We start from the raw sequence: 21,753 nt of genomic DNA on the forward strand, positions 1-21,753 counted from the left end.
CCCGGCGCCTACCGCTCCGCGGGCGCGGCGGGCAGAGCGTCGACCGCGGCGACGACCGCATCCGGTGTCGGCGGGGCGAGGGCGAGAATGCCCGCGAGGTAGGCGAAGAAGCGGTCGCCGTCGATGCGGGTCGGCGCGGTCGCGTTGGGGGTACTGGACCGCCAGTCGAAGACGGTGGCGCCACGCGTCGAGTGCCCGGCGGTCTCGACCGTGACCTCGAAGGGTGCCGACTCGAGCACGATGTCTTCGTCGAGCGAGAGGGCGACCGACAGCGAGTCGGGGTGCGTCGACCCGTTGATCCCCGCGCGGATGTCGAAGTCGAACGTCGCCTGATTGGCCCGCACGAAGAAGCGGGAAAGCGGCGTGCCGAGAGCGGCGATCTCGTCGACGCGCGCCTGGTCGAACACCGCATCGCGGAGGGTCACCGGATCCCAGGTGAGGAAACGAAGGTCACCGAACCCGGCACGCGCGGTGATCTCTGCCGCTTCCGGGTCGACGTAGATGTTGAACTCCGCAGCCGGGGTGATGTTGCCTCGGCCGTTGATCGATCCGCCCATGACGGTGAGCCGGTCGATGCGCGCGGCGAACCCGGAGTCCAGTCGCACCGCGAGCGCGATGTTCGTGAGAGGCCCGATCGCGACGATCCGCAGCCGGCCCTCGTACTCGTGGGAGAGGCGGATGAGCGCCTGCGCCGCGTGCTCGGACGACGTGGCCTGGCCGTCCTCCGGGCGACGGATGCCGCCGACACCATCGCCGTGCACGTCGACCGCGTCGACCCAGTCGCGAAGGAGCGGGCGGTCAGCGCCCAGATGCACGGGCACCTCTCCGGCACGCCCCGCGAGGGCGATCGTCAGGAGTGCGTTGTGCACCTGCTGGGCGAACCCGACGTTACCCGCGACCATGGTCACGGCCTTCAGATCGGCGCGCGGATCGAGCAGGGCGACCAGCAGAGCGAAGCAGTCGTCGGCGGCGGTGTCGGTGTCGACAACGAGAGGAATCATCGGGCGAGACTATCCGAGCGCGCCGTGGGGCGAAGGCGTTCGGCGCACCGTGGAGCGGCCCCGTGCGGCAGATTTTACGCGCACGTAACCGGAGAGGCTGGCGCGGATGTTGCAAATGCATTTGCATGGCATACATGTCACGCGTTCTGCTCGTCGGAGAGTCCTGGTTCGTGCACTCGATCCATCAGAAGGGCTTCGACACGTTCACGTCGTCCGAGTACGAAGAAGGCGGCGCTGAGTTCGTCGCGGCGCTCGAAGAGCGGGGCCACGACGTCACCCGCATCCCCTCGCACCGGATCGAGTTCGACCTGCCGGCGAGCGCCGCAGAGCTGGCCGCCCTCGCCGATGTCATCGTCATCTCCGACGTCGGGGCGAACACGTTCCAGTTGCCGCCCGCCGTCTTCTCACACTCTCGTCCCGTCGACGACGCCATCGGCGCGCTCGCGGAGTTCACCGCCGCGGGCGGCGGCCTCGTGATGATCGGCGGCTACCTGAGCTTCTCCGGGATCGACGCGAAGGCACGGTGGGGACGAACCGCGCTGGCCGACGTGCTGCCGGTTCGAATCCTCGACCGCGACGACCGGATCGAGCTTCCCTCGGGCGTCGACCCGCTCGTCTCGCAGCCGCATCCGATCGTCGATCCGCTGGACCCGTGCTGGCCGGCGCTCCTCGGGCTGAACGAACTCGTTGCGAAGCCGGATGCAGACGTGCTCGCGACCGTGGCGGAGCATCCGCTCCTCGTCGTCGGCACCCATGGGGCGGGCCGCACCGCGGCGTTCAGCTCCGACCTGGCCCCGCACTGGGCCACGCCCGCGTTTCTCGCCTGGCCCGGCTACGGCGAGTTGTTCGACCGGCTCGTCCGGTGGCTCTCACAGGAGGAACTCGCATGAGCACTGCACACATCGCCGCCCTGCCCGGGCAGATCGCCCCGAAAGTGATCATGCCCGGCGACCCCTATCGTGCGCGGCGCATCGCCGAAACGCGCCTAGACGACCCGACGCTCGTCACCGATGTTCGCGGCATTCTCGGGTACACGGGTACTTACCGCGGCGAGCCGCTCACGGTGATGGCGTCGGGCATGGGATCGCCGTCGATGACGATCTACGCGACCGAGCTCGCCCGGTTCTACGGCGTGCGCGACATCGTGCGCGTCGGCACGGCCGGCGGCATCCATCCCTCGGTCGAGGTGCGCGACATCGTCATCGCCACGGCCGCGCACACCGACTCGGCGATGAGCGCCTCCCGCATCCCGGGAATCGTGTTCAGCCACGTGCCCGACTTCACGCTCGCGAGCGCCGCGGTCGGTGCATCGGAGAGCGTCGAGGCGACCGTCCACACGGGGGCCGTGTTCACCTCCGATCACTTCTACGCCACCCCGGAAGGGATGTTCGACCGCCTGGCCGCCCACGGCGCTCTCGCGGTCGAGATGGAGGCCGCGGGACTCTACGCGGTCGGCGCCGCCGAGCACGTGCGAACCCTGACCGTACTGACGGTCACCGACGTGCCGGCGACCGGGGTCTCGCTCTCGTCGCACGAACGCGAGACGTCGTTCGATGCCGCGCTCGAGCTGGCGTTGGCGGCCCTGCGCTGATTCTCGCGGCGGGCGGCGGGGCATCGCCGGGTGTTGCGGCCGGCGGGCACGCCACCCGGTGTCGCGGCGCGGGGCTTCCCCCGTAGACGCACCGGTGTCGCGACGCTACGGTGAAGCCACTGCCGCCGCTCCCTCTTCCGGCGGTGAGGAGCGCTGTGCGATCCAGACACCCGGTCATTCTCGCCCTCGGCGCCGCGGCCGCCATCCTGGTCGTGCTGATTGCCGCTGACGCCATCCGCCGAGTGACCGAGGGCGAAGCCGAGAAGGCGACGGATGCAGCGTTCTACGCGCCGCCCTCGCCCATGCCGACGGCGGCCCCCGGCACGGTGATCCGCAGCGAGCCCATCGCGAGCGCACCCGCGGGGACCACCGCGTGGCGGCTGCTGTACCACTCGCAGGATCTCGCGGGCGCGGACATCCCCGTATCAGGCGTGCTGATCGTGCCCGACGGCGCGGCTCCCCCAGGCGGCCGGACGATCGTGTCGTGGGCGCATCCCACGACGGGAGCGGCACCGCCGTGCGCTCCCTCGCTCGCCGTCGACCCGTTCCAGCTGGTCGAGGGCCTGCACGAACTCCTCGCCGCCGGCTACGCGATCGTGGCGACCGACTACCCGGGGCTCGGTGTCGCGATCGACTCGTCGTACCTCCTCGGCGTCCCTGCTGCCCACAGCGTCCTCGACGCGGCGCGGGCCGCTCGCTCCATCGACGAGGCGCACGTCGGAGACCGGCTACTGCTGTGGGGGCATTCGCAGGGCGGCCAGGCAGCCCTCTTCGCGGCCGAGCGTGCGGCCGCGTACGCCCCCGAACTGACGCTCGAGGGTGTCGCCGTGGCTGCGCCGGCAGCAGACCTCGCCGCCCTCATGACCGATGACATCGTCAACCTGTCGGGAACCACGATCGCGTCTTTCGCCATCCCCGCGTACGAAGCGGCGTACGCCGACCGCTATCCGGGGGGCGAGATCACCGCCATCCTGACACCCGCCGGCGCGAAGGCGACCCCCGAGATGGCCGCCCTCTGCCTCACGCAGGCGAAGGAGATCCACGCCATCGCCGATCCGCTCGTGGGCGCCTACGTCTCATCGGACCCGGCGACGACCGAACCGTGGCAGACCCTGCTGCACGAGAACAGTGCCGGTGGGCAACCCCTTACGGTGCCCGTCTTCGTCGGGCAGGGACTCGCCGACACGCTCGTCATCCCGTCCGCGACCGAGGGGTACGTGCGACTGCTCTGCGCGCAGCAGACCGACGTGACCTTTCACACCTTCCCCGATGTCACGCACGCTCTGGCGGCCTACGCGTCGCTGCCCGCAGTTCTCGAGTGGTTCGCGGAGGTCGAGGCCGGGCAACGCCCGAACAACTGCTGACCCTGCGGCATGCACCATCCACCCGCATCCGAGCCTGGTGTCTGCACCCGTATCCGCGCGCATCGGTCCCGGGGTGTCCGCATCCGCATCTGTCCGTGGTGTCCGCATCCGCGCGTAGCGTCGTCGATCCGCCGAACGGGGATGGTCTACCCGGCCCGCCGAGACGAGGACCATCCGCCCAGACGAGGGGATCTGAAGCCGAATCATCCTCATCTGGGCTGAACACCCTCATCTCGGCAGGGCTCCCCCGCCGCCTCACACCATCCGAGGAGCGGATGCGGCCAAGCTCCGCTCCGCCCCACCGAAACGAGGACCATCTGCCGAGACGAGGGGATCTGAAACCAAATCACCCTCACCTGGGCTGAACACCCTCATCTCGGCAGGCTCCCCGCCGCCTCACACCTGCCACGCCACACCACCCGGGGGGGCGGATGCGGCACAAACCCCGCGCGATGCACCTTGCCGCTGGGCAGGTCTCACCCACCCCGCCCAGCTCCACCCCGTCGAGACGAGGATCATCCGCCGAGCCGAGGGGATTTGGAGCCGAATCATCCTCATCTGGGCTGATCGCCCTCACCTCGGCAGGCTCTACGCCGCCTCATACCCGCCACGTCACACCATCCGGGGGGGGGCGGATGCGGCACAACCCCGCACCCCACGCCCGGCCCGCACCCCCGAACCCCTACCCGATCAGGTCGCGCCAGTTCGCGGGCACGCGCCCGGCGGGCCCAGGGGTCGTCTGACCGCGCGGGTGGCTGCGCGGCGGAGCGAGCTCGGGGCCGTCTTCCACGTAGCTCGCGGCGGAGAAGCTCCAGAACCAGTCCTCCCCCGGCTCGTAACTCTGGATCACGTCGTGTCCGGTCGCCTGCGCGTGCGCGGTGGAGTGCTTGTCGACCGAGTCGTCGCAGCATCCGATGTGCCCGCAGAAGGCGCAACGCCGGAGGTGCAGCCACCAACTGCCCGTGGCGTCGCATTCGACGCATCCCGGACCGGACGGGGGAACATCGGGGCGGATGCTGTCAGCGATGGTGGTCATTTCTTCGCCTTTCGCGTCATGACGGTGCCGGCCAAGACGGTGCAGGTGAGCACGAATGCCACGAACACCACGAGCACGACGTTCTCGGAGATCACGGTGAGCGCAGCCCCGACCACAAGCACCGGGAGCGCCAGCCCGCAGTAGGCGATCAGGAAGATGAAGGCGAGGGTCTCGCCGCGCCGCGCGGGGTCCGACAGTCCTGCCGCGGTCGCGATCGATGATTTGAAGAGCACGCCGACGCCGAGGCCGGCGACGATTCCGCCGAGGATGAAGACGGCGAGCTGAGGGGCGAGCGCGCCGGTCGCGACGGCGACGAGTCCGATGCCGCAGCTGAGGGTCGCCACGATGAGCTGACGGCGCAGCGCCACTCTCGCGAGCAGCACCTGCCCGGCGGCCGCCGCCCCGAACACGCCGAACGTGGTCGCGCCGGCGACGAGGTGGTCGGTCACCCCGAACGTGGAGCCGAGGATGGTCGGTGCGAGCGAGGTGAACAATCCCAGTAGGGCGAACGCGGCGAAGGCCCCGAACCCGGCGGCGACGAATGCGCCCCGCGACGCGGGCGGCACGGCGAGTCGCTGCGGCCGGTAGTGCACCGTCGCGGGTGGTGTCACCGTCTCCGGCACGGCGGTCACCGCGATCCCCGCGATGACGAGAACGATCAGGAACACCACGTGCGGGAGCACGAGCGGATCGGGCAGGAACTCGGCGAACAGTCCGCCGGCCAGCGGACCGATCGCGAGCCCGCCGAGATTCGCGGCACCGGCGACGGATGCGGCCAGGATGGTGTTCTCGTCCGGGCGCGCCGCCGCCCGCAGCTCACCGAGGTGCGCCGTGGCCGTCGCGGTGAGGACACCCACGCTGACGCCGTTCACGAGACGCGCGACGATCAACCCCTCGGGCGTGCTCCACACCAGGAACAGGACAGCCGACAGAACGGAGATCAGCACCGCGATGAGCAGCATCCGTCTCCGCCCCGCCCAGTCGCTGATGTGCCCGACGAAGAACAGGCTGAACACGACGCCCACCGCGTAGGCCGCGAAGATGACGGTGATCATCCAGACGGGGAACCCGTCGCGCTCCTGATAGAGCGGATAGAGCGGCGTCGGCACCGTCGAGTAGGCCATGACCAGCAGGAAGGTCCCCGCGACCACCCAGAATCCGGCACCGTGCGAGATGCCCGAACGACCCACCGCCGAGGTCGCCGTCATCGATCGTCGCCGCCGAGGTCGGCGAGGCCGTCCAGGAACGGCGCCGCCGGCACGAAGTAGGTCGAGCCGGTGAGCGGGGTGGAGAAGTCGAGCAAACGATCATGAAGGCCCGGCGGGTCGCCGATGAACATGCGCTCGAGCATCTTCTCGATGACCCACAGGTGCCGCGAGTATCCGATGAAGTGCGTGCCGAACGTGCCGCTGCCGGGACTGCCGAAGGGCATGTTGTCGCGAAGGATGTCGTGCTCCACCCCGTCGACCACGATCGTCGACAGCGTCTTGTGCGATTTCTGTCCGGAGTCGGCATCATCGAGCTCGATATTGTCGGCCTTCGTGCGGCCCATGATCGCTTCCTGCTGCTCGGTTGTGAGCGCATGCCATTTGTCGATCGGATGCGTGTACTTCTGCACGACGACGTAGCTTCCGCCCGCGTAGGCCGGGTCCTCGTCGCCCACGAGCGTGTCGTCGGGGAGGGCCGGGCCGACCGGGTTCGCCGTGCCGTCGACGAATCCGAGCAGATCGCGGATGTCGAAGTAGCGGAACCCGACGGTCTCATCGACGACGTCGACGCTGCTGGCGAGGAGGTCGAGGAGTTGGCGTTCGAGTTCGAAGCAGAGGTCGCGTCGGTCCGATCGGATGTGGAACAGGAGGTCGCCGGGGGTCGAGATCGCCGTGTGATGAGCGCCGACGACGGGCGGGAACGGATGGAGCTCAGTGGGCAGCGGGCTCTCCGTCAGGGCGGGCCACACCGCGGCGCCGATGCCGACCGTGCACGCCAGAGCGGCGGTCAGATCGCGGAAGGCGACGTTCTTGACGACCTCGCCCAGCGCGCCGAGCGTCTGACGAACCGTATCGATCGCTTCGGCGCCCTCACGAACCGTGAGCACGAGGAAGACCGCCGAGCCGGTGAGCGGCGCATCCACGCTCTGCGGCTCGATGGGCACGCGTGCACCGGATGCGGAAGTCATGACGCCCCCGGAGCGAGCGCCGCAGCGGTTCGGGCGGGGCCGCTCCTCCCGAGAAGCGTCGGGCAGAGCGAACGCGAGCGCAACGTCATGGTGTCCTCCGATGTCTGGGAGCGTTCACAAATCTAGAGCGGCGGCCGGTCGGTGGGGTTCGACGGGTGTCGAGGATGGTGCGGGCGGGGCATGACGACGAGGTGATCGACGGTCGGCACACCCACGCTCAGCGCTCGTGCGCGGTCCAGCAAATCGCCGTCGTATTCGGTGGTGCGCGCCTCGTGCTGACTCAGGTGCTCGCGCCAGCTTCCCACCGTGAACGCCTCGACCAGTCGGTCGTCGCGCGCGGGGTCGCGGTAGAGCCGCCAGGCGCGCGCGCCGGTACGCAGGCGAGCCTGCTCGACCCACGCCATCGTCCGCACGAACTCCGCGCGGTCCGTCGGCGCCACCGTGTAGTGCACGAGCACCAGGACGGCGTCATCCTCGTCGCTGAGGTGCTCGATCGTCTCGCCGGGGATAGGGACGATCTCCCGACCGATGCCCTGCGTCTCGGGGAGCCGCCAGATCACCTGCGACACGGCGAGGAGCACGGTCAGGCCGCCGGCGACGACCATCACGGCCTCGCTCCCCCAGCGATCCGCGAGCACGCCCAACACGACGGCACTCACGGCGGTCGGTCCGTAGAAGGCGAGCTGGTAGATGGAGAGACCGCGAGTGCGCACCCACACCGGGAGGAACGCCTGGATCGTGCCGTTGACGGTCGCGACGACCGCGATCCAGGCAGCACCCGTCACGAGCAGAACGGGAATCGTGACCCAGAGCGTCGGCCAGACGACGACGAGGATGAGCCCCGCGCCGTATGCCGCACTCCCCCACATCACCGTTCCGTTGACGCCGAGCCGCGTGCGCGCCTTCCCGAGAACCGTCGCACCGAGCAGCGAACCGACGCCGAGCGCGCCCAGCAGCAGACCGTAGCCGGCGGCCGACAGCCCCAGGGTGCCGGCAGCGACGACGGGCAGCAGTGCCCAGAGCGCGTTCGCGGGGAGCAGGAACAAGCAGAACCGCACCAGGATCTTCCGGACGATCGCGGAATGACGAACGTAACGGAGTCCCGCGCGGCTCGCATCGAGGAACGGTTCGGCTCGCACCGGCGGCGGGCGGTAGCCGCGCCAGGCGACCAGCACGATCAGAAAGAACACGAACGACAGGGCGTTGAGTGCGAACACGGCCGCCAATCCGACCTGGGCAGCGACGAGACCGGCGAGTGCGGGACCCACGGCTCTAGCCAGGTTGATCCCGGTCGACGAGAGTGCCGCCGCATCCGCGATCATCGGCTTCGGCACGATGTCGGGAACGAGCGCCTCGTACGCCGGCAGTTGGATGGCCGACACCACCCCGAGCGCCAGTGTGGCGGCGAGCAGCGACCCGGGGGTGAGCGCGTCTTGCCAGGTGAGCACGACCAGCACCGCGACCACTCCCACCTGCACGAGCTGCGTCGCGATCAGCACCCGGCGCCGGTTCAACAGCTCACCGAGAACGCCCGCTGGGATCGCCAGCAGAATGACCGGGGCAGCTGCCGCCGTCTGGACCAGCGCGACCAGGGCCGGCGAGCTGTCACCCTCGATGAGGAACCACTGCGCACCGACGGACTGCATCCACCCGCCGATGTTGCTGACGAGAGATGCGAGCCACAGGATGCGGAAGATGCGCACCGTGAACGGCGCGAACGCGGTCGCCCGCGAACGCGTCACGCTCGAATCCTGCGCGGCCGGATCGTGCGTGGCCGGTACGGGGACGGTCATTGGCATCGCCTCCGCGCGCAACGTTAGTGCGGCAGGGGCGACCGCGGGACGGACGAACGTCGAGACCGGCACGTTGTGGCCCCGCGCCGGTTGTCTCGACTCGTGTCGGACACGGATCTCGCCGGACGCACCTAGTGTTCCCGGCACACCTCGGCACGGACGCGTGCCGCACGGTCGCCCTCGAAAGGACCCGCGATGACCGATTCGCCTTCCCCGACCCCCGACGACCTCGTCGGAACCGCGGACGAACGCCGCGCGCAGCTCGCCGCGCTCACCGTCCCTCTGCCGGCAGATTGGTTGCACCGGCAGCTCATCGCCGCGCTCAACGCGTGGGCCGGCGACGAGACGACGCTCGACATCGGCATCGAGGCCCGCACCGACTACTGATCCGTGATGCGAGGATGAGGCGTGCCTCACGTCGCCGCGCTCTTCCGCTACCCGATCAAGGGCTTCACGCCCGAGCCCCGTGACGAGCTCGTCGTGCAGGCCGACGGCCGGATCGAGGGCGACCGGGTGCTGGCGTTCCGATTCGCGGATGCGGCCGAGCCGCAGGAGCGCGACGGCGACGATTACTGGCCGAAGAGCCACGGGCTCTCGCTGATGGAGTTTCCGACGCTCGCGCGTCTCCGGATGGCATTCGACGACGCGACCGGCACGGTTCGCCTGTCGGATGGCGAGCGCACCCTGATCGAGGCGGGCCTGGATGATGCGGGCCGCCGCGCTCTCGAAGAGGTGACGGCCACGTTCCTCGCGGGCACGAGCGATTCGCGGCGGCTCGAAGGCTCCGGAAAGCTGCCGCTCCGACTCGTCGGCGATGGACGCACGTCGCGGTTCCAGGATCGGCCCCGAGGCTACGTCTCGTTGCACGGCGCCGCATCCGTCGCCGCGGTCGACGCGGCGGTCGACGCACCCGTCGATGACCGCCGCTTCCGCTCGAACATCGTCATCTCCGGAACGGAGGCCTGGGCGGAACTGCGCTGGGCCGGGCGCGTGCAGGTCGGCGATGTGGTGTTCGAGGTGCAGCGGCCGATCGGCCGGTGCGCCGCGATCATGGCGAACCCCGACTCGGGCGAACGCGACGCGCGGCTTCTGCGCGTGCTCACGAGCACGTTCGCGCAGGCGGAGCCGACTCTGGGCATTCTGCTGCTGCCCGCGGGCGGGTCGGCGGGCAGCATCCGGGTCGGCGACGAGGTCGCGATCGTCGCCTCCTGACGACACGGGCGTCCGCCCGCCCGATTTCCGGGCCAGGATGGACCCATGGGCACCCCTAAACGAGGACTCGCGGATCCCGACCGGCGCGCGGCGGCGCTCATGCTCGCCGCGACCGTGCTGGCGATCGTGTGGGCGAACTCTCCCTGGGGAGACGGCTACGAGCACCTGTGGTCCATGCCGGTCACGATCGGCATCGGCGACATGCAGCTGCACTCGACGCTGCATTCGCTGGTCAACGACGGCTTGATGACGCTCTTCTTCTTCCTGGTCGGACTCGAGGTGAAACGCGAGCTCACGATCGGGGAGCTCACCGACCGCACCCGCGCACTCGTGCCCATCACCGCGGCGATCGCCGGGCTCATCGTGCCCGCGGCGATCTTCGCGCTCATCACCGCTTCCTCCGGCAACGCCCAGGCGTGGGGTGTCGTGATCTCCACCGACACGGCGTTCCTCATCGGCGCGCTCGCCATCATTGGGCCGAAGTTCCCGGCGCGCCTTCGCACGTTCCTGCTGACCCTCGCGGTCGTCGATGACATCGGCGCGCTCCTCGCCATCGGCCTCTTCTACAGCAGCGGCATCGACCCGACGCCGTTCATCGTGGCGATCCTGCTCATGGCCGCGATCGCGGCCGTCCGCTTCCTGCCGTTCGGCCGAGGCTTCTCCTACGGCGTTCTCGGCATCGCGCTCTGGGTCGCGACCCTGCTGTCGGGAATCCACCCGACCCTCGCCGGCGTGGCGATCGCCCTCCTCATCCCCGTCTTCCCGCCGCGGCGCGCCGACGTCGAGCGCACCGCCGAGCTCTCCCGCGCCTTCCGCGAATCACCCAACACGGTCTACGCCGCGGCGGTGTCACGCAGCCTTCGCGAGTCGCTGTCCATCAACGAACGGATCGACGCCGCCTGGCGCCCCTACATCTCGTTCGGCGTGCTGCCGATCTTCGCGCTCGCGAATGCCGGCGTGCACCTCGACCCGGCGACACTCGCGACCGCGATCTCGAGCCCCGTCACCTGGGGCGTCATCATCGCCCTCGTCGCCGGCAAGTTCATCGGGATCACCGGCGCGACCTGGGCCCTCCGAGCGGCCGGCAAGGGCCAACTCGCCCCGGGGCTCGGGATGCAGCGGATCGCCGGCGGCGCCGCCCTCTCGGGCATCGGTTTCACGATCGCTCTCTTCCTCGTGCCCATCGCGATCCCGGATGAGGAGACTCAGGACCTGGCGCGTGTCGGCATCCTGGTCGCCTCGGTGCTCGCGTTCGGCCTGGGCTGGGCGATCATCGCCATCGGCGACCGCATCCGCCCCCCGATGGCCGTCGGGGCCACCCTGAATCGCCCGGTCGATCCGACCCGCGACCACATCAAGGGGCCCGTGGATGCGGAGTTCACGATCGTCGAGTACGGCGACTTCGAATGCCCGTACTGCGGGCGCGCGACAGGGTCGATCGACGAGGTCTTCGCGTACTTCGGCACGCGGCTGAGGTGGGTCTGGCGGCACCTTCCGCTCGATCAGCCGCACCCGCACGCCCAGCAGGCGGCGCAGGCCTACGAAGCCGCCTCCCGCCAGGGGCGCTTCATCGACATGTCGAGGAAGCTCTTCGCGCACCAGCTCGACCTGGAGACGGACGACCTGTTCCGTTACGCGGAGGAGATCGGACTCGACATGGACCGGTTCGCCGAGGACTTCCGCTCACCCCAGACGCTGCGCCGCATCCAGGATGACCGGCTGGACGCCGAACTGATGGATCTGCATTCGACGCCGACGTTCTTCATCGGCAGCCACCGTCACCGCGGGCCCTGGGACTCCGCGAACCTCATCCGCGCCCTGGAGGCGTCCGCCCCGTCGCCCTCCCCCGCGCCCCGCTGAGCGCGCGGCGTCAGAGGGTGGAGGGGCGCAACTCGGCGCCCGCGTGCGCGATCTCGGCGAGCGCTTTCTCGCTCGAGTCGGGATGCACGCCGGCGATGAGATCCGTGAAGACCCGCACGTGCCGGCCGGCGGCGATCGCATCGAGAGCCGACGCGCGAACGCAGTAGTCCGTGGCGATGCCGACCACGTCGATGTCGAGGATGCCGTGCTCGGCGAGGATCTGGGTCGCGGTCCGCCCGTCGTCCGATGTTCCCTCGAACAGCGAGTACGCGGGCTTGCCCTGCCCCTTCTTCAGGTGGTGCGTCACCCGCGAGGTGTCGAAGACCTCGTCGTACTCCGCGCCGAAGGTGCCCCCGACGCAGTGCACGGGCCAGGTGTCGACGAAGTCGGGTTCGGCCGCGAAGTGCCCGCCGTTGTCGTTCTCGCCGTCGTGCCAGTCGCGCGAGGCCACGATGATCGCGTAGTCGGCCGCGTGATCGCTCACGTACTGTGAGATGCGCTCGGCCACGGCGTCGCCACCGGTCACCCCGAGGGCTCCGCGTTCGGTGAAATCGTTCTGGACGTCGACGATGAACAGCGCTTTGCTCATGGTTCGAGCGTACGCCGGTACTCCGCCCGGGTCACCGTCGCCCCCGACGAATCGGCGTCCGCGTCAGCGCCCACGCTCTGCGGCCCGCCGGGACCGCGGTATCCGTCGACCTCGGGGCCCGCTCGCCACAGTTTCGAGGGCCACCAGATGGCACGACCGATGTCGTAGGCGAGCGCGGGTACGAGCAGCGAGCGCACGATGAACGTGTCGAGCAGCACACCGAACGCCACAATGAATGCGAGCTGCGCGAGGAACAGGATCGGGATGACGCCGAGCGCGGCGAACGTCGCCGCCAGCACGAGACCCGCCGACGTGATGACTCCGCCCGTCGAGACCAGACCGCGCCGGATGCCGATCCGCGTGCCGTGTCGCAGCGACTCCTCGCGCACCCGCGACATCAGGAAGATGTTGTAGTCGATGCCGAGCGCCACGAGGAACACGAAGCCGTAGAGCGGCACCGCAGGGTCAGCGCCGGGGAAACCGAACACGTTGTTGAAGACGAGCGCACTCACTCCCATCGCGGTACCGAAAGAGACCACGGTGCTGACGATGAGCAGCACCGGCGCCAGCACGGACCGCAGCAGCAGCATGAGAATGACCAGCACCACCGCGAGGATCGTCGGGATGATGACCGTGCGGTCACGGATCGACGTGTCGTTCGTGTCGAGGTCGATGGCAGTCTGCCCACCGACCAGCGCGGTGCCTGCGCCGAGGTCCGCGTCGAGCGTCGCCCGGAGGTCCCGGATGCTGTCTTCGGCCGCCAGCGAATCCGCGGCGTCCGTCAACGTCGCAGTCAGCAACACGTCGCCGTTCGAGACGGTCGGCGTCGGGGTGGGCGTTCCCGGCGGGCCCGCGGCGGCGAGCACGAGAGCACCATCCGTCACGGTCACGGCCGCTTGGCCGCTCGGCGCATCGACGGAAGCGACCGACACACTGTCGATGCCGTCCGCATCCGTCAGCACGGTCGCCGCATCGGCGACGTCCGCCTCCTTGACCAGCACGTAGACCGGGCTCCCGGACCCGGCGGGGAAGTGGGCAGCGAGCACGTCCTGTCCGTCACGCGCCTCCGACGCCCCGAGCACCAGGTCGCTCGAGGGAACGCCGTCGGCCTTGAGCTGCGTGATCCCGGCGGTGCCGACGAGCAGCACGATCGTGCTGATGATCCACACCGGTCGGGCGTGGCGCGCGACGAAGCGCGCCACGCGCGGCCAGAGTCCGCGCACGGGCCGGTCCGCATCATCGGAGACCTCCGCGGCCGGCGCCTTCGGGATGAAGGGCCAGAATGCCGCGCGCCCGACGAGGGCGAGAAGCGCCGGCAGGAATGTCAGCGCCGAGAGCATCGCGAAGGCGATGCCGATGGCGGCGATCGGGCCGAGCGCGCGGTTGCTCGCGAGGTCCGACAGGAGCAGGCAGAGCAGACCCGCGATCACGGTGCCACCGGAGGCGAGGATCGGCTCGAAAGCGCCGCGCCACGAGCGCACGGTCGCCTCCCATCGCCGCGCACCGGCCGCGATCGCCTCCCGATATCGGGCCACGTAGAGCAGCGCGTAGTCCGTCGCGGCACCGATCACGAGGATGAACAGGATGCCCTGCACCTGTCCGTTCAGCACGAAGATCTCGGCCTTCGCGAGCCACCACACCGTCAGAAGCGCGACGCAGAGCGCGAACAGCGAGGTCATCAGCACGAGCACCGGCAGAAGCGGCGACCGGTAGACGATGATCAGAATCACGAAGACCGCTCCGAGCGCCACCAGGAGCAGGAGCCCGTCGATCCCGAGGAACCCCTCGGTCAGGTCCGCGGTGAAGCCCGCGGGACCCGTCACCCACCCCTCGAGCCCGGCCGGCAGGTCGCTCCGCAGAATCTCCCGGATCGACTCCACGATCTCCCGTACTTCGCCGGAGCTGTCCACCGGCACGAAAATCTGCGCGGCGTTGCCGTCGTCGGAGGCGATCGGCGGGGACACACCATCGAGCACTCCGCCGAGGCTCGCGATGTCGTCGGCCACGGTCTGCAGGTCGGCGAGCTGCGCGTCATCGAGCGCCGCACCGCCCTCGATGACCACGACCGCCGGGATGCTGTCATCACCGAGGAAGTCGGTGAGCCGCTCGTTCACCTGCGTGGCCGCCGCGCTCTGCGGCAGGAACGAGGACTGGTCGTTCGTGGAGACCTCGTCGACCTTGCCGAAGTACGGGCCGCCGATCGAGCCGCCCGCGACCCAGATCAGCACGAGCAGCACCGGGATGCCGAGACGCAACCAGCGCGAGGGAGCGGAACCGCTCGGAGAAGACGAAGCCATGTAGCTAGATTATCTAGCTATCTCCGTTTCCGCATCCCGAAGTTGATCACCCGGGCGATTCCCCCGCCAGCATCATCACGAGCGGTACGACAAAAGACAGCACACCGAGCGCGAAGAAGCCGGCCGCGAGCCACCAGGCGAGTCTCGCGAGGGGCCAGTGCGCGGTGAGGCGAACGCGGTTCGATCCGCGGCGGTAGAACAGCTCGACGGTGTCGCCCGGTCCCACGTGCGCGTCGTCGTGGGGCGAGAGCACCGCCACGCCCACTCCCCCGTCGTGGGTGAACCAGCGCGCGATCCGACCGTGATCGGACGGTTCCAGCACCGCGGACGCCGAGAGCCACGTACCGTCGGCGAGAGTCAGGATGAGGGCGACGAGCGCGAGCAGAACGCCCGCGGCCAGGCCGATCCACGTGAACGTCTCGAACAGGATCTCGAGAGTGCTTCCCATTCGTCCGCCCCTCGCAGCCTCCCCTGCAGTATCCCTTACCGCTCCGGTCCGCCTCAAACTCCCGGGCACCGAGGCGCGTCGGGGAAAACAGAAGAGGCCCGGAAAACCGGGCCTCTTCGTGTGGAGCCACCTAAGGGAATCGAACCCTTGACCTATTCATTACGAGTGAATCGCTCTGCCGACTGAGCTAAGGTGGCGCGACGCGCGAGCGCGGCGCACGATGATCGATCCTACATGTTCACGAGCGTCCCAGCGAACCGGCGACCACCGCGCTCATTCGCAGCGCAGGCCGTCCGTCGGCACGGTGCCGTCGGTGAAGTACTTCTCCACCGCGTCGTCGACACACGCGTTGCCCTTGTTGTAGCCGGTGTGCCCCTCACCGACGCGGGTGATGAGCACGCCCGACGACAGCTGGTCGGCGAGTGCCACCGACCACTCGTAGGGCGTCGCCGGGTCGCCGGTCGTTCCGACCACCACGATCGGGGCCGCACCGTCGGCGGTCAGCGCGGTGCGCGTGCCGGTGGCTTCTGCCGGCCACGAGGCGCAGCCGTCGGTCGTGCCCCAGTACGGTGCGACCGTCGGCGCCTTCTCGGCGAGCAGCGCCTCCGCAGCCGCCTGGTGGTCGGCGTTGTCGGCCGGGTAGTCCATGCAGTTGTAGGCCGTGAACGCCTCGGTGGAGTTGTCGGAGTAGGTTCCCCCGGAGCGGGCGTAGTAGAAGTCGGCGAGCTGGAACGCCGGACCGGCCTGACCCTGCAGCGCGCTGCTGAGCGCCGTGGTCAAGTAGGGCCAGCTGTCCTGCGAGTAGAGGGCAGCGATGATCGCGGTGAGCAACGAGTCGGCACCGAGCTGGCGGCCGTCGTCGTTGGCGAGCGGAGTGCGATCCACGCTCGCGAGGAGCGTGCCGAGGTCGGCCATGGCGTCATCGACCGTTCCGGCGAACGGGCAGTCGCTGCCGCCCAGGCAGTCGGCCATGTAGCTGCGCAGCGCCGATTCGAACCCGACGCCCTGCGTGGTCGAGACCTCGAGCGAGCTGGCCTGCGGGTCGAGCGCACCGTCGAGCACGAGGCGGCCGACGCGGTCGGGGTACAGGTCGGCATAGGTCGCACCGAGGAACGTTCCGTACGAGTAGCCGAGGTAGTTGAGCTTCTCGTCGCCGAGCACCCCGCGCAGCAGGTCCATGTCGCGCGCCGACTGCACCGTCGTGATGAACGGGAGGATGCCATCGCTGTTCTCGTCGCACGCCGCCGCGAACTGGGCGCTGCGCTGGGTCAGCTCATCCGTCCACTGCGCGCTCCCCCGGGTTCCCGCGGGGATGTCGAAGAGGTACGCGTCCATGTCGCGCGCGTCGTAGCACTTCACCGCGGTCGACCGCCCGACCCCGCGCGGGTCGAACCCGATGATGTCGTAGTCGGCCTGCAGCGCCTCGCCGACGGCGAAGTCGATCGACCCCTGGATCAGGTCGACACCGCTCGCGCCCGGGCCGCCCGGGTTGGTGAGCAGGGATCCCTGGGGCTCGCCGTCCGTGGCCCGCTGGCGCACGACGGAGAGCTCGATGTCACCCGCGTCGGGCTCGTTCCAGTCGAGGGGTGCGCGCACCGTCGTGCAGTCGAAGGTGCCCCCGCAGTCCTCCCAGGCGAGATCCTGGCTGTAGAACGGGATCAGCGCTTCCTCGACGCCCGACACGTCGGGCTCCGCGCTCGTGCTCGGCCGCGTCGGGGAGTCCGGGATGAACGAGCACCCCGCGAGGGCGACGGATGCGGCGGCGACCACCGCGATGAACACACCGCGGATCGTGCGGGAGGTGCGGGTCATGAGGAGGTCCTTCCGGTGGCGACGGCGACGAGCAGGCTTTCGATGGCGAGGGCGGGCGCGGCGTTGCGTTCGACGTTGCGCCGAGTGAGGGCGATCTCATCGAGCACGAGCAGGGTGCGCGCGGGCGACCACGCGGCGGCGAGCGCGCGGAGGTCGTCGTCGAGCTCGGTGTTGATGAGGTCGTCCGCGCGGCCGTACTGGAGCATGATGACGTCGCGGAACATCGACTGCAGATCGGTGAGCACCCGGTCGATCCCGTCGCGGAGGCTGCGCGTCGCGCGGCGTTTCTGCTCATCGGCGAGGGCGTTCACTTGCGCACGGACCGCGGGGGGAACCGCGGCGCCCGGGGCGACCCCCACCATCCGGAGAAGATCGGAGCGCTCGGCTTCGTCGCGCAGGGCGGTGATGGCCTTGGCATCGTCGCCGGCGGCCTGCACGATCCGGGTCGCCGCCTCCACGGCGTCGCCGACGCCCCGGACGGCCAGCACGGCACGCAGCGTGTCGTCGCGCCGGGCGCGGGCGTCGGCATCCGTGGCCAGCCGCTGCGCCATCCCGATGTGGCGCTGCGCGTGCCGCGCGGACTGCGCAGCGATCGCCGGGTCGACTCCCGTCCGGGCAGCGATCAGGCGGGCGACGTCGTCGACCTCGGGCTCCTTCAGGCGCACGGTGCGCACGCGGGAACGGATCGTCGGCAGCAGGTCGGCGTCGCTCGGCGCGCAGAGCACCCACACGGTGCGCTCGGGAGGTTCTTCGAGCGCTTTCAGCAGCACGTTGGAGGTGCGTTCGGCCATACGATCGGCGTCTTCGACGACGATCACCCGGTAGCGCCCGAGCGACGGCGAGAAGTACGCCCGTTCGACGAGTTTGCGGGCCTCTTCGATGCGGATGATGACCTGCTCGGTGCGCAGAGCCGTCAGGTCGGGATGCGACCGGGCGAGCACCTGACGCATCGCCGGCTCGTCGCCGGGCTCCGCGATCAGCGACGCGGCGAACGCGTAGGCGAGCGTCGACCGACCCGACCCGGGCGGCCCCGTGATCAGCCAGGCGTGCGTCATCTGCGACGGATCATCGGCCGCGGCGCGCAGCATCCGCACGGCGTCGTCCTGCCCCCACACGTCTTCCCAGGGGAAGGTGGCGGGCGCAGTTTCCATACGGTTCACCCTAACGGCGACCCCCGACGGCGAACGCCGCTCAAGCGAGGTGTGGAGCGATCCGCTGACGGATGACGTCGGCGATCTCGGCCGGCGGGAGTGCCGCGTCGACGATCAGGAATCGATCGGGCTCCTCGGCGGCGAGCGCGAGAAAAGCCGCGCGCACGCGCTCGTGGAAGTCCGCCTTCTCCGCCTCGAGACGATCGAAGGGCTTGTCTGCCGCGTCGAGTCGGCGACGTGCCGCATCCGGGGCGAGATCGAGCAGGACGGTCAGTTCGGGCAGCGCATCTCCGGTCGCCCACAGCGACAACGAACGGATCTCGGCGGGGTCGAGCACGCGCCCGGCACCCTGGTACGCGACCGACGAGTCGAGATATCGGTCCTGGATGACGACCTCGCCGCGCGCGAGCGCCGGGCGCACCAGGGTCTCGATGTGGTGCGCGCGGTCGGCGGCGTAGAGCAGTGCTTCCGCGCGAGACGCGATCTCGCCCCGGTGGTGCAGGACGATGTCACGGATGAGGACGCCCACCTCGGTTCCGCCGGGTTCGCGGGTGCGGGTCACCGTGCGCCCCGCATCCGTGAGCCACTGCTCGAGGAGGGCGGCCTGGGTGGTCTTGCCCGAGCCGTCTCCGCCCTCGAACGTCACCCAGAGGCCGGGCGCGCTGCTCACTTCTTCGCGGCGGGCTTGCGGGTCGTGGTCTTCTTCGCCGCCGTGCGCTTGGGCGCCGGGCCCTTCGCACGCTTGTCGGCGAGCAACTGCTTCGCGCGCTCGAAGTCGACGTCCTCGACGGTCTCCCCGCGCGGGATCGTCGCGTTCGTCTCACCGTCGGTGACGTAGGCGCCGAACCGGCCGTCCTTGATCTTGATCGGCTTTCCGCTGACCGGATCGGCGTCGAACTCCTTGAGCGCACTCGATGCGCGCCGCGCGCCGTACTTGGGCTGCGCGTAGATCTCGAGCGCCTGCTCGAGGGTCACGTCGAAGATCTGCTGCTCGCTGTCGAGCGAGCGCGAGTCAGTGCCCTTCTTCAGGTACGGACCATACCGGCCGTTCTGCGCGGTGATCTCTTCTTCCGTCGCCGGGTCGACCCCGACCACGCGCGGCAGGTCGAGGAGCCGGAGCGCGGTTTCGAGGTCGACGGTGTCGACCGACATGCTCTTGAACAGCGACGCCGTACGGGGCTTCGGGGCGACTTCCTTCTTGGCACCGCGCTTCTTCGGGGCCTCGACGACCTCGCCGGTCGATTCGTCGACCGCATCCGGATCGGTCGGTTCGACCTCTTGGACGTACGGACCGAAGCGGCCGTCCTTGACGACGACGAGCTTGCCGTTGCCGGGGTTCTCCCCCAGCACGCGGTCACCCGCCACGGGAGCATCGATGAGCTCCTGCGCCTTCTCGGGCGTCAGTTCGTCGGGCGCCAGCTCTTCCGGCACGTTCACGATGCGCGGCTTCGCCTCGGGGTCATCGGATTCGGTGACCTCGAGGTACGGGCCGTACTTGCCGAACCGGAGCGTCGCCGTGTCGGTGATGCGCGTCGAGTTGAGCTCGCGCGCATCGATGTCGCCGAGGTTCTCGACGATGTGACGAAGACCGACGTGGTTCTCGGACCCGAAGTAGAAGTCGCGGAGCCACTGCTCCCGACGCTGCTCACCCCGGGCGATCGCGTCGAGGTCGTCTTCGAGCGCGGCCGTGAAGTCGTAGTCGACGAGGTCGGCGAAGTGCTCTTCGAGAAGACGCACCACGCTGAAGGCCAGCCAGCTCGGCACGAGCGCCTGGCCGCGCTTGCTCACGTAGCCGCGGTCGAGGATCACGTCGATGATGCTGGCGAACGTCGAGGGGCGGCCGATGCCGCGCTCTTCGAGCGCCTTCACGAGGCTCGCTTCGGTGTAGCGCGGCTTCGGGGAGGTGCTGTGGCCCTTCGGCTCGACGTCCTTCGCGGCGAGCGTGTCGCCGACCGCCATCGCGGGAAGCGACTGGTCGTCGGCCTTGTCGGCGTCGGCGCGCTTCTCGTCGCGACCCTCTTCGTACGCCTCGAGGAAGCCCTTGAAGGTGTACACGGTGCCGGATGCGGTGAACTCGACGGCCTTGCCGTCGGCGGTGAGCGCCAGGGTGACGGTCGTCGTCTCGTACTTGGCGTCCGACATCTGGCTGGCGACCGTGCGCTTCCAGATGAGGTCGTAGACGCGCTGCTCGTCGCGGTCGAGCTCGGACGAGATCGATGCCGGGGTGCGGAAGTGCTCTCCCGACGGACGAATCGCCTCGTGCGCTTCCTGCGCGTTCTTGCTCTTGCTGGCGTGCGTGCGGGGGTTCGCGGGCACGGCGCGGTCGCCGTACAGCGACACGGCCTGCTCGCGCGCCGCTGTGATGGCCTGCTTCGACAGCGACGTCGAGTCGGTGCGCATATAAGTGATGTACCCCTTCTCGTAGAGACGCTGGGCGACACTCATCGTGTGCTTGGCGCTCATCGAGAGCTTGCGCCCCGCCTCCTGCTGGAGGGTGGAGGTCGTGAAGGGGGCTTTGGGGCTGCGGGTACCGGGCTTGGATTCGACGCTGGCGACCGTGAACTCACCGGTCGTCTCGATCGCGGCGGCGAGAGCGCGCGCCTCGGTCTCGGACAGCACGATGACGGCCTTCTTCAGCGTGCCGCGGTCATCGAAGTCGGTGCCGCGGGCGAGCGGTGCGCCATCGATACGCGCCAGCCGCGCGGTGAACGCGGATTCGCCCTTGGCGGCGAGAGCCTCGATGTCCCAGTAACTGGCGGAGACGAACGCCATCCGCTCGCGTTCACGTTCGACGACCATGCGGGTCGCGGCGGACTGCACGCGGCCGGCACTCAGCGCCGTGCCTTCGCGACCGCTGCCGACCTTGCGCCACAGCACCGGCGAGACGTCCCACCCGTAGAGGCGGTCGAGCACGCGACGGGTCTCCTGCGCGTCGACGAGGGCGAGGTCGAGTTCGCGGGTGTTCTCGGCGGCGGCACGGATGGCATCCGCGGTGATCTCGTGGAAGACCATGCGCTTGACGGGGACCTTGGGCTTCAGGACCTCGAGCAGGTGCCACGCGATCGCTTCGCCTTCGCGGTCTTCATCGGTGGCGAGCAGGACCTCGTCGGCATCCTTGAGCGCCCGCTTGAGTTCGGTGACCGTCTTCGTCTTGCGGTCGTTGACCACGTAGAAGGGATCGAAGCCGTTGTCGACGTCGATCGAGTACTTGCCGTACGCGGTCTTCTTCTCCGCCGGGATGTCTTTCTTGCTCGCCAGATCACGGATGTGGCCGACAGAGCTCAACACCTCGTACGCATCACCCAGGTAGCCCTGGATGGAGGTCATCTTCGTCGGCGACTCGACGATCACGAGCTTCTTGCCCTGACCGGTCTTCGCCTTCGCGCCCTGTGCCAACAGTGGTCCTTTCGTCGATGCACACCA

18 protein-coding genes and 1 tRNA gene are annotated in these 21,753 nt (G+C 69.4%); 6 read left to right on the top strand and 13 right to left on the bottom strand.

Annotation, left to right across the window (positions count from 1 at the left end; all coding sequences use genetic code 11):
* Positions 1-8: 8 nt before the first annotated feature.
* Positions 9-1,001: a nucleoside hydrolase gene (locus LQ938_RS11775; RefSeq protein ID WP_223722877.1), complete on the bottom strand. Its 993-nt coding sequence runs from the start codon at positions 999-1,001 to the stop codon at positions 9-11.
* Positions 1,002-1,135: 134 nt separating this feature from the next.
* On the opposite strand from LQ938_RS11775, the gene LQ938_RS11780 reads away from it, so the two are divergent.
* From LQ938_RS11780 to LQ938_RS11790, 3 genes are all read left to right on the top strand, one after another.
* On the top strand, positions 1,136-1,891 hold the full coding sequence (locus tag LQ938_RS11780) for a glutamine amidotransferase (RefSeq protein ID WP_223722876.1): 756 nt from the start codon (positions 1,136-1,138) through the stop codon (positions 1,889-1,891).
* On the top strand, positions 1,888-2,592 hold the full coding sequence (gene deoD, locus LQ938_RS11785; protein ID WP_223722875.1) for a purine-nucleoside phosphorylase: 705 nt from the start codon (positions 1,888-1,890) through the stop codon (positions 2,590-2,592). Before LQ938_RS11780 ends, deoD begins: the two co-directional genes overlap by 4 nt.
* Before the next feature lie 155 nt (positions 2,593-2,747).
* Positions 2,748-3,956 (top strand): alpha/beta fold hydrolase, encoded by a 1,209-nt coding sequence (locus LQ938_RS11790; RefSeq protein ID WP_223722874.1) that lies wholly within the window; start codon positions 2,748-2,750, stop codon positions 3,954-3,956.
* A 682-nt stretch (positions 3,957-4,638) separates the two neighbouring features.
* Here LQ938_RS11790 and LQ938_RS11795 read toward each other — a convergent pair.
* From LQ938_RS11795 to LQ938_RS11810, 4 genes are all read right to left on the bottom strand, one after another.
* Complete coding sequence (locus LQ938_RS11795; RefSeq protein WP_223722873.1) at positions 4,639-4,992, bottom strand: UBP-type zinc finger domain-containing protein; 354 nt, start codon at positions 4,990-4,992, stop codon at positions 4,639-4,641.
* Positions 4,989-6,200: an MFS transporter gene (locus LQ938_RS11800; RefSeq protein ID WP_223722872.1), complete on the bottom strand. Its 1,212-nt coding sequence runs from the start codon at positions 6,198-6,200 to the stop codon at positions 4,989-4,991. The genes LQ938_RS11795 and LQ938_RS11800 overlap by 4 nt, the downstream gene beginning before the upstream one ends.
* The gene (locus tag LQ938_RS11805) at positions 6,197-7,168 is read right to left on the bottom strand and encodes a Dyp-type peroxidase (RefSeq protein WP_223722871.1); all 972 of its coding nucleotides are present in this window, start codon (positions 7,166-7,168) and stop codon (positions 6,197-6,199) included. The genes LQ938_RS11800 and LQ938_RS11805 overlap by 4 nt, the downstream gene beginning before the upstream one ends.
* A 122-nt stretch (positions 7,169-7,290) precedes the next feature.
* Positions 7,291-8,961 (bottom strand): MFS transporter, encoded by a 1,671-nt coding sequence (locus LQ938_RS11810; protein ID WP_223722870.1) that lies wholly within the window; start codon positions 8,959-8,961, stop codon positions 7,291-7,293.
* Between the two features lie 195 nt (positions 8,962-9,156).
* Between LQ938_RS11810 and LQ938_RS11815 the strand changes: the two genes are divergently transcribed.
* Genes LQ938_RS11815 through nhaA form a run of 3 tightly spaced genes read left to right on the top strand, consistent with a single transcriptional unit; the run spans position 9,157 to position 12,033 of the window.
* The gene (locus tag LQ938_RS11815; protein ID WP_223722869.1) at positions 9,157-9,348 is read left to right on the top strand and encodes a hypothetical protein; all 192 of its coding nucleotides are present in this window, start codon (positions 9,157-9,159) and stop codon (positions 9,346-9,348) included.
* A gap of 21 nt (positions 9,349-9,369) precedes the next feature.
* A complete protein-coding gene (locus LQ938_RS11820; protein ID WP_223722868.1) occupies positions 9,370-10,173 on the top strand; it encodes an MOSC domain-containing protein in 804 nt (267 codons plus the stop codon).
* Between the two features lie 45 nt (positions 10,174-10,218).
* Positions 10,219-12,033, top strand: coding sequence for a Na+/H+ antiporter NhaA (gene nhaA / locus LQ938_RS11825; protein ID WP_223722867.1), 1,815 nt, complete (start codon positions 10,219-10,221; stop codon positions 12,031-12,033).
* A 10-nt stretch (positions 12,034-12,043) separates the two neighbouring features.
* Here nhaA and LQ938_RS11830 read toward each other — a convergent pair whose 3' ends face one another.
* From LQ938_RS11830 to topA, 8 genes are all read right to left on the bottom strand, one after another.
* A complete protein-coding gene (locus LQ938_RS11830) occupies positions 12,044-12,622 on the bottom strand; it encodes an isochorismatase family protein (protein ID WP_223722866.1) in 579 nt (192 codons plus the stop codon).
* Positions 12,619-14,919 carry an MMPL family transporter gene (locus tag LQ938_RS11835; RefSeq protein WP_223722865.1) on the bottom strand — a complete coding sequence of 767 codons (2,301 nt, stop codon included), beginning with the start codon at positions 14,917-14,919 and terminating at the stop codon, positions 12,619-12,621. The genes LQ938_RS11830 and LQ938_RS11835 overlap by 4 nt, the downstream gene beginning before the upstream one ends.
* Before the next feature lie 46 nt (positions 14,920-14,965).
* A complete protein-coding gene (locus LQ938_RS11840; protein WP_223722864.1) occupies positions 14,966-15,367 on the bottom strand; it encodes a hypothetical protein in 402 nt (133 codons plus the stop codon).
* A gap of 121 nt (positions 15,368-15,488) precedes the next feature.
* Positions 15,489-15,564 (bottom strand) — tRNA-Thr (locus LQ938_RS11845).
* A gap of 76 nt (positions 15,565-15,640) precedes the next feature.
* Positions 15,641-17,179 (bottom strand): alpha/beta hydrolase, encoded by a 1,539-nt coding sequence (locus LQ938_RS11850; RefSeq protein ID WP_223722863.1) that lies wholly within the window; start codon positions 17,177-17,179, stop codon positions 15,641-15,643.
* Positions 17,176-18,330 (bottom strand): DNA polymerase III subunit delta', encoded by a 1,155-nt coding sequence (locus LQ938_RS11855; protein WP_223722862.1) that lies wholly within the window; start codon positions 18,328-18,330, stop codon positions 17,176-17,178. The genes LQ938_RS11850 and LQ938_RS11855 overlap by 4 nt, the downstream gene beginning before the upstream one ends.
* Positions 18,331-18,370: 40 nt before the next feature.
* Positions 18,371-19,000 (bottom strand): dTMP kinase, encoded by a 630-nt coding sequence (gene tmk, locus LQ938_RS11860; RefSeq protein ID WP_223722861.1) that lies wholly within the window; start codon positions 18,998-19,000, stop codon positions 18,371-18,373.
* The gene (topA, locus tag LQ938_RS11865; protein ID WP_223722860.1) at positions 18,997-21,726 is read right to left on the bottom strand and encodes a type I DNA topoisomerase; all 2,730 of its coding nucleotides are present in this window, start codon (positions 21,724-21,726) and stop codon (positions 18,997-18,999) included. Before topA ends, tmk begins: the two co-directional genes overlap by 4 nt.
* Positions 21,727-21,753 lie beyond the last annotated feature (27 nt).

It is taken from the genome of Microbacterium sp. cx-55, from assembly GCF_021117345.1.
In the GTDB taxonomy this organism is placed as follows: Bacteria; Actinomycetota; Actinomycetes; order Actinomycetales; family Microbacteriaceae; genus Microbacterium.

Bases quoted from the DNA above. Each gene is read 5' to 3' on its own strand.
- LQ938_RS11775 (WP_223722877.1), bottom strand. From the start codon at position 1,001: ATGATTCCTCTCGTTGTCGACACCGACACCGCCGCCGACGACTGCTTC.
- LQ938_RS11780 (WP_223722876.1), top strand. From the start codon at position 1,136: ATGTCACGCGTTCTGCTCGTCGGAGAGTCCTGGTTCGTGCACTCGATC.
- deoD (WP_223722875.1), top strand. From the start codon at position 1,888: ATGAGCACTGCACACATCGCCGCCCTGCCCGGGCAGATCGCCCCGAAA.
- LQ938_RS11795 (WP_223722873.1), bottom strand. From the start codon at position 4,992: ATGACCACCATCGCTGACAGCATCCGCCCCGATGTTCCCCCGTCCGGT.
- LQ938_RS11800 (WP_223722872.1), bottom strand. From the start codon at position 6,200: ATGACGGCGACCTCGGCGGTGGGTCGTTCGGGCATCTCGCACGGTGCC.
- LQ938_RS11805 (WP_223722871.1), bottom strand. From the start codon at position 7,168: ATGACTTCCGCATCCGGTGCACGCGTGCCCATCGAGCCGCAGAGCGTG.
- LQ938_RS11810 (WP_223722870.1), bottom strand. From the start codon at position 8,961: ATGACCGTCCCCGTACCGGCCACGCACGATCCGGCCGCGCAGGATTCG.
- LQ938_RS11815 (WP_223722869.1), top strand. From the start codon at position 9,157: ATGACCGATTCGCCTTCCCCGACCCCCGACGACCTCGTCGGAACCGCG.
- nhaA (WP_223722867.1), top strand. From the start codon at position 10,219: ATGGGCACCCCTAAACGAGGACTCGCGGATCCCGACCGGCGCGCGGCG.
- LQ938_RS11830 (WP_223722866.1), bottom strand. From the start codon at position 12,622: ATGAGCAAAGCGCTGTTCATCGTCGACGTCCAGAACGATTTCACCGAA.
- LQ938_RS11835 (WP_223722865.1), bottom strand. From the start codon at position 14,919: ATGGCTTCGTCTTCTCCGAGCGGTTCCGCTCCCTCGCGCTGGTTGCGT.
- LQ938_RS11840 (WP_223722864.1), bottom strand. From the start codon at position 15,367: ATGGGAAGCACTCTCGAGATCCTGTTCGAGACGTTCACGTGGATCGGC.
- LQ938_RS11850 (WP_223722863.1), bottom strand. From the start codon at position 17,179: ATGACCCGCACCTCCCGCACGATCCGCGGTGTGTTCATCGCGGTGGTC.
- LQ938_RS11855 (WP_223722862.1), bottom strand. From the start codon at position 18,330: ATGGAAACTGCGCCCGCCACCTTCCCCTGGGAAGACGTGTGGGGGCAG.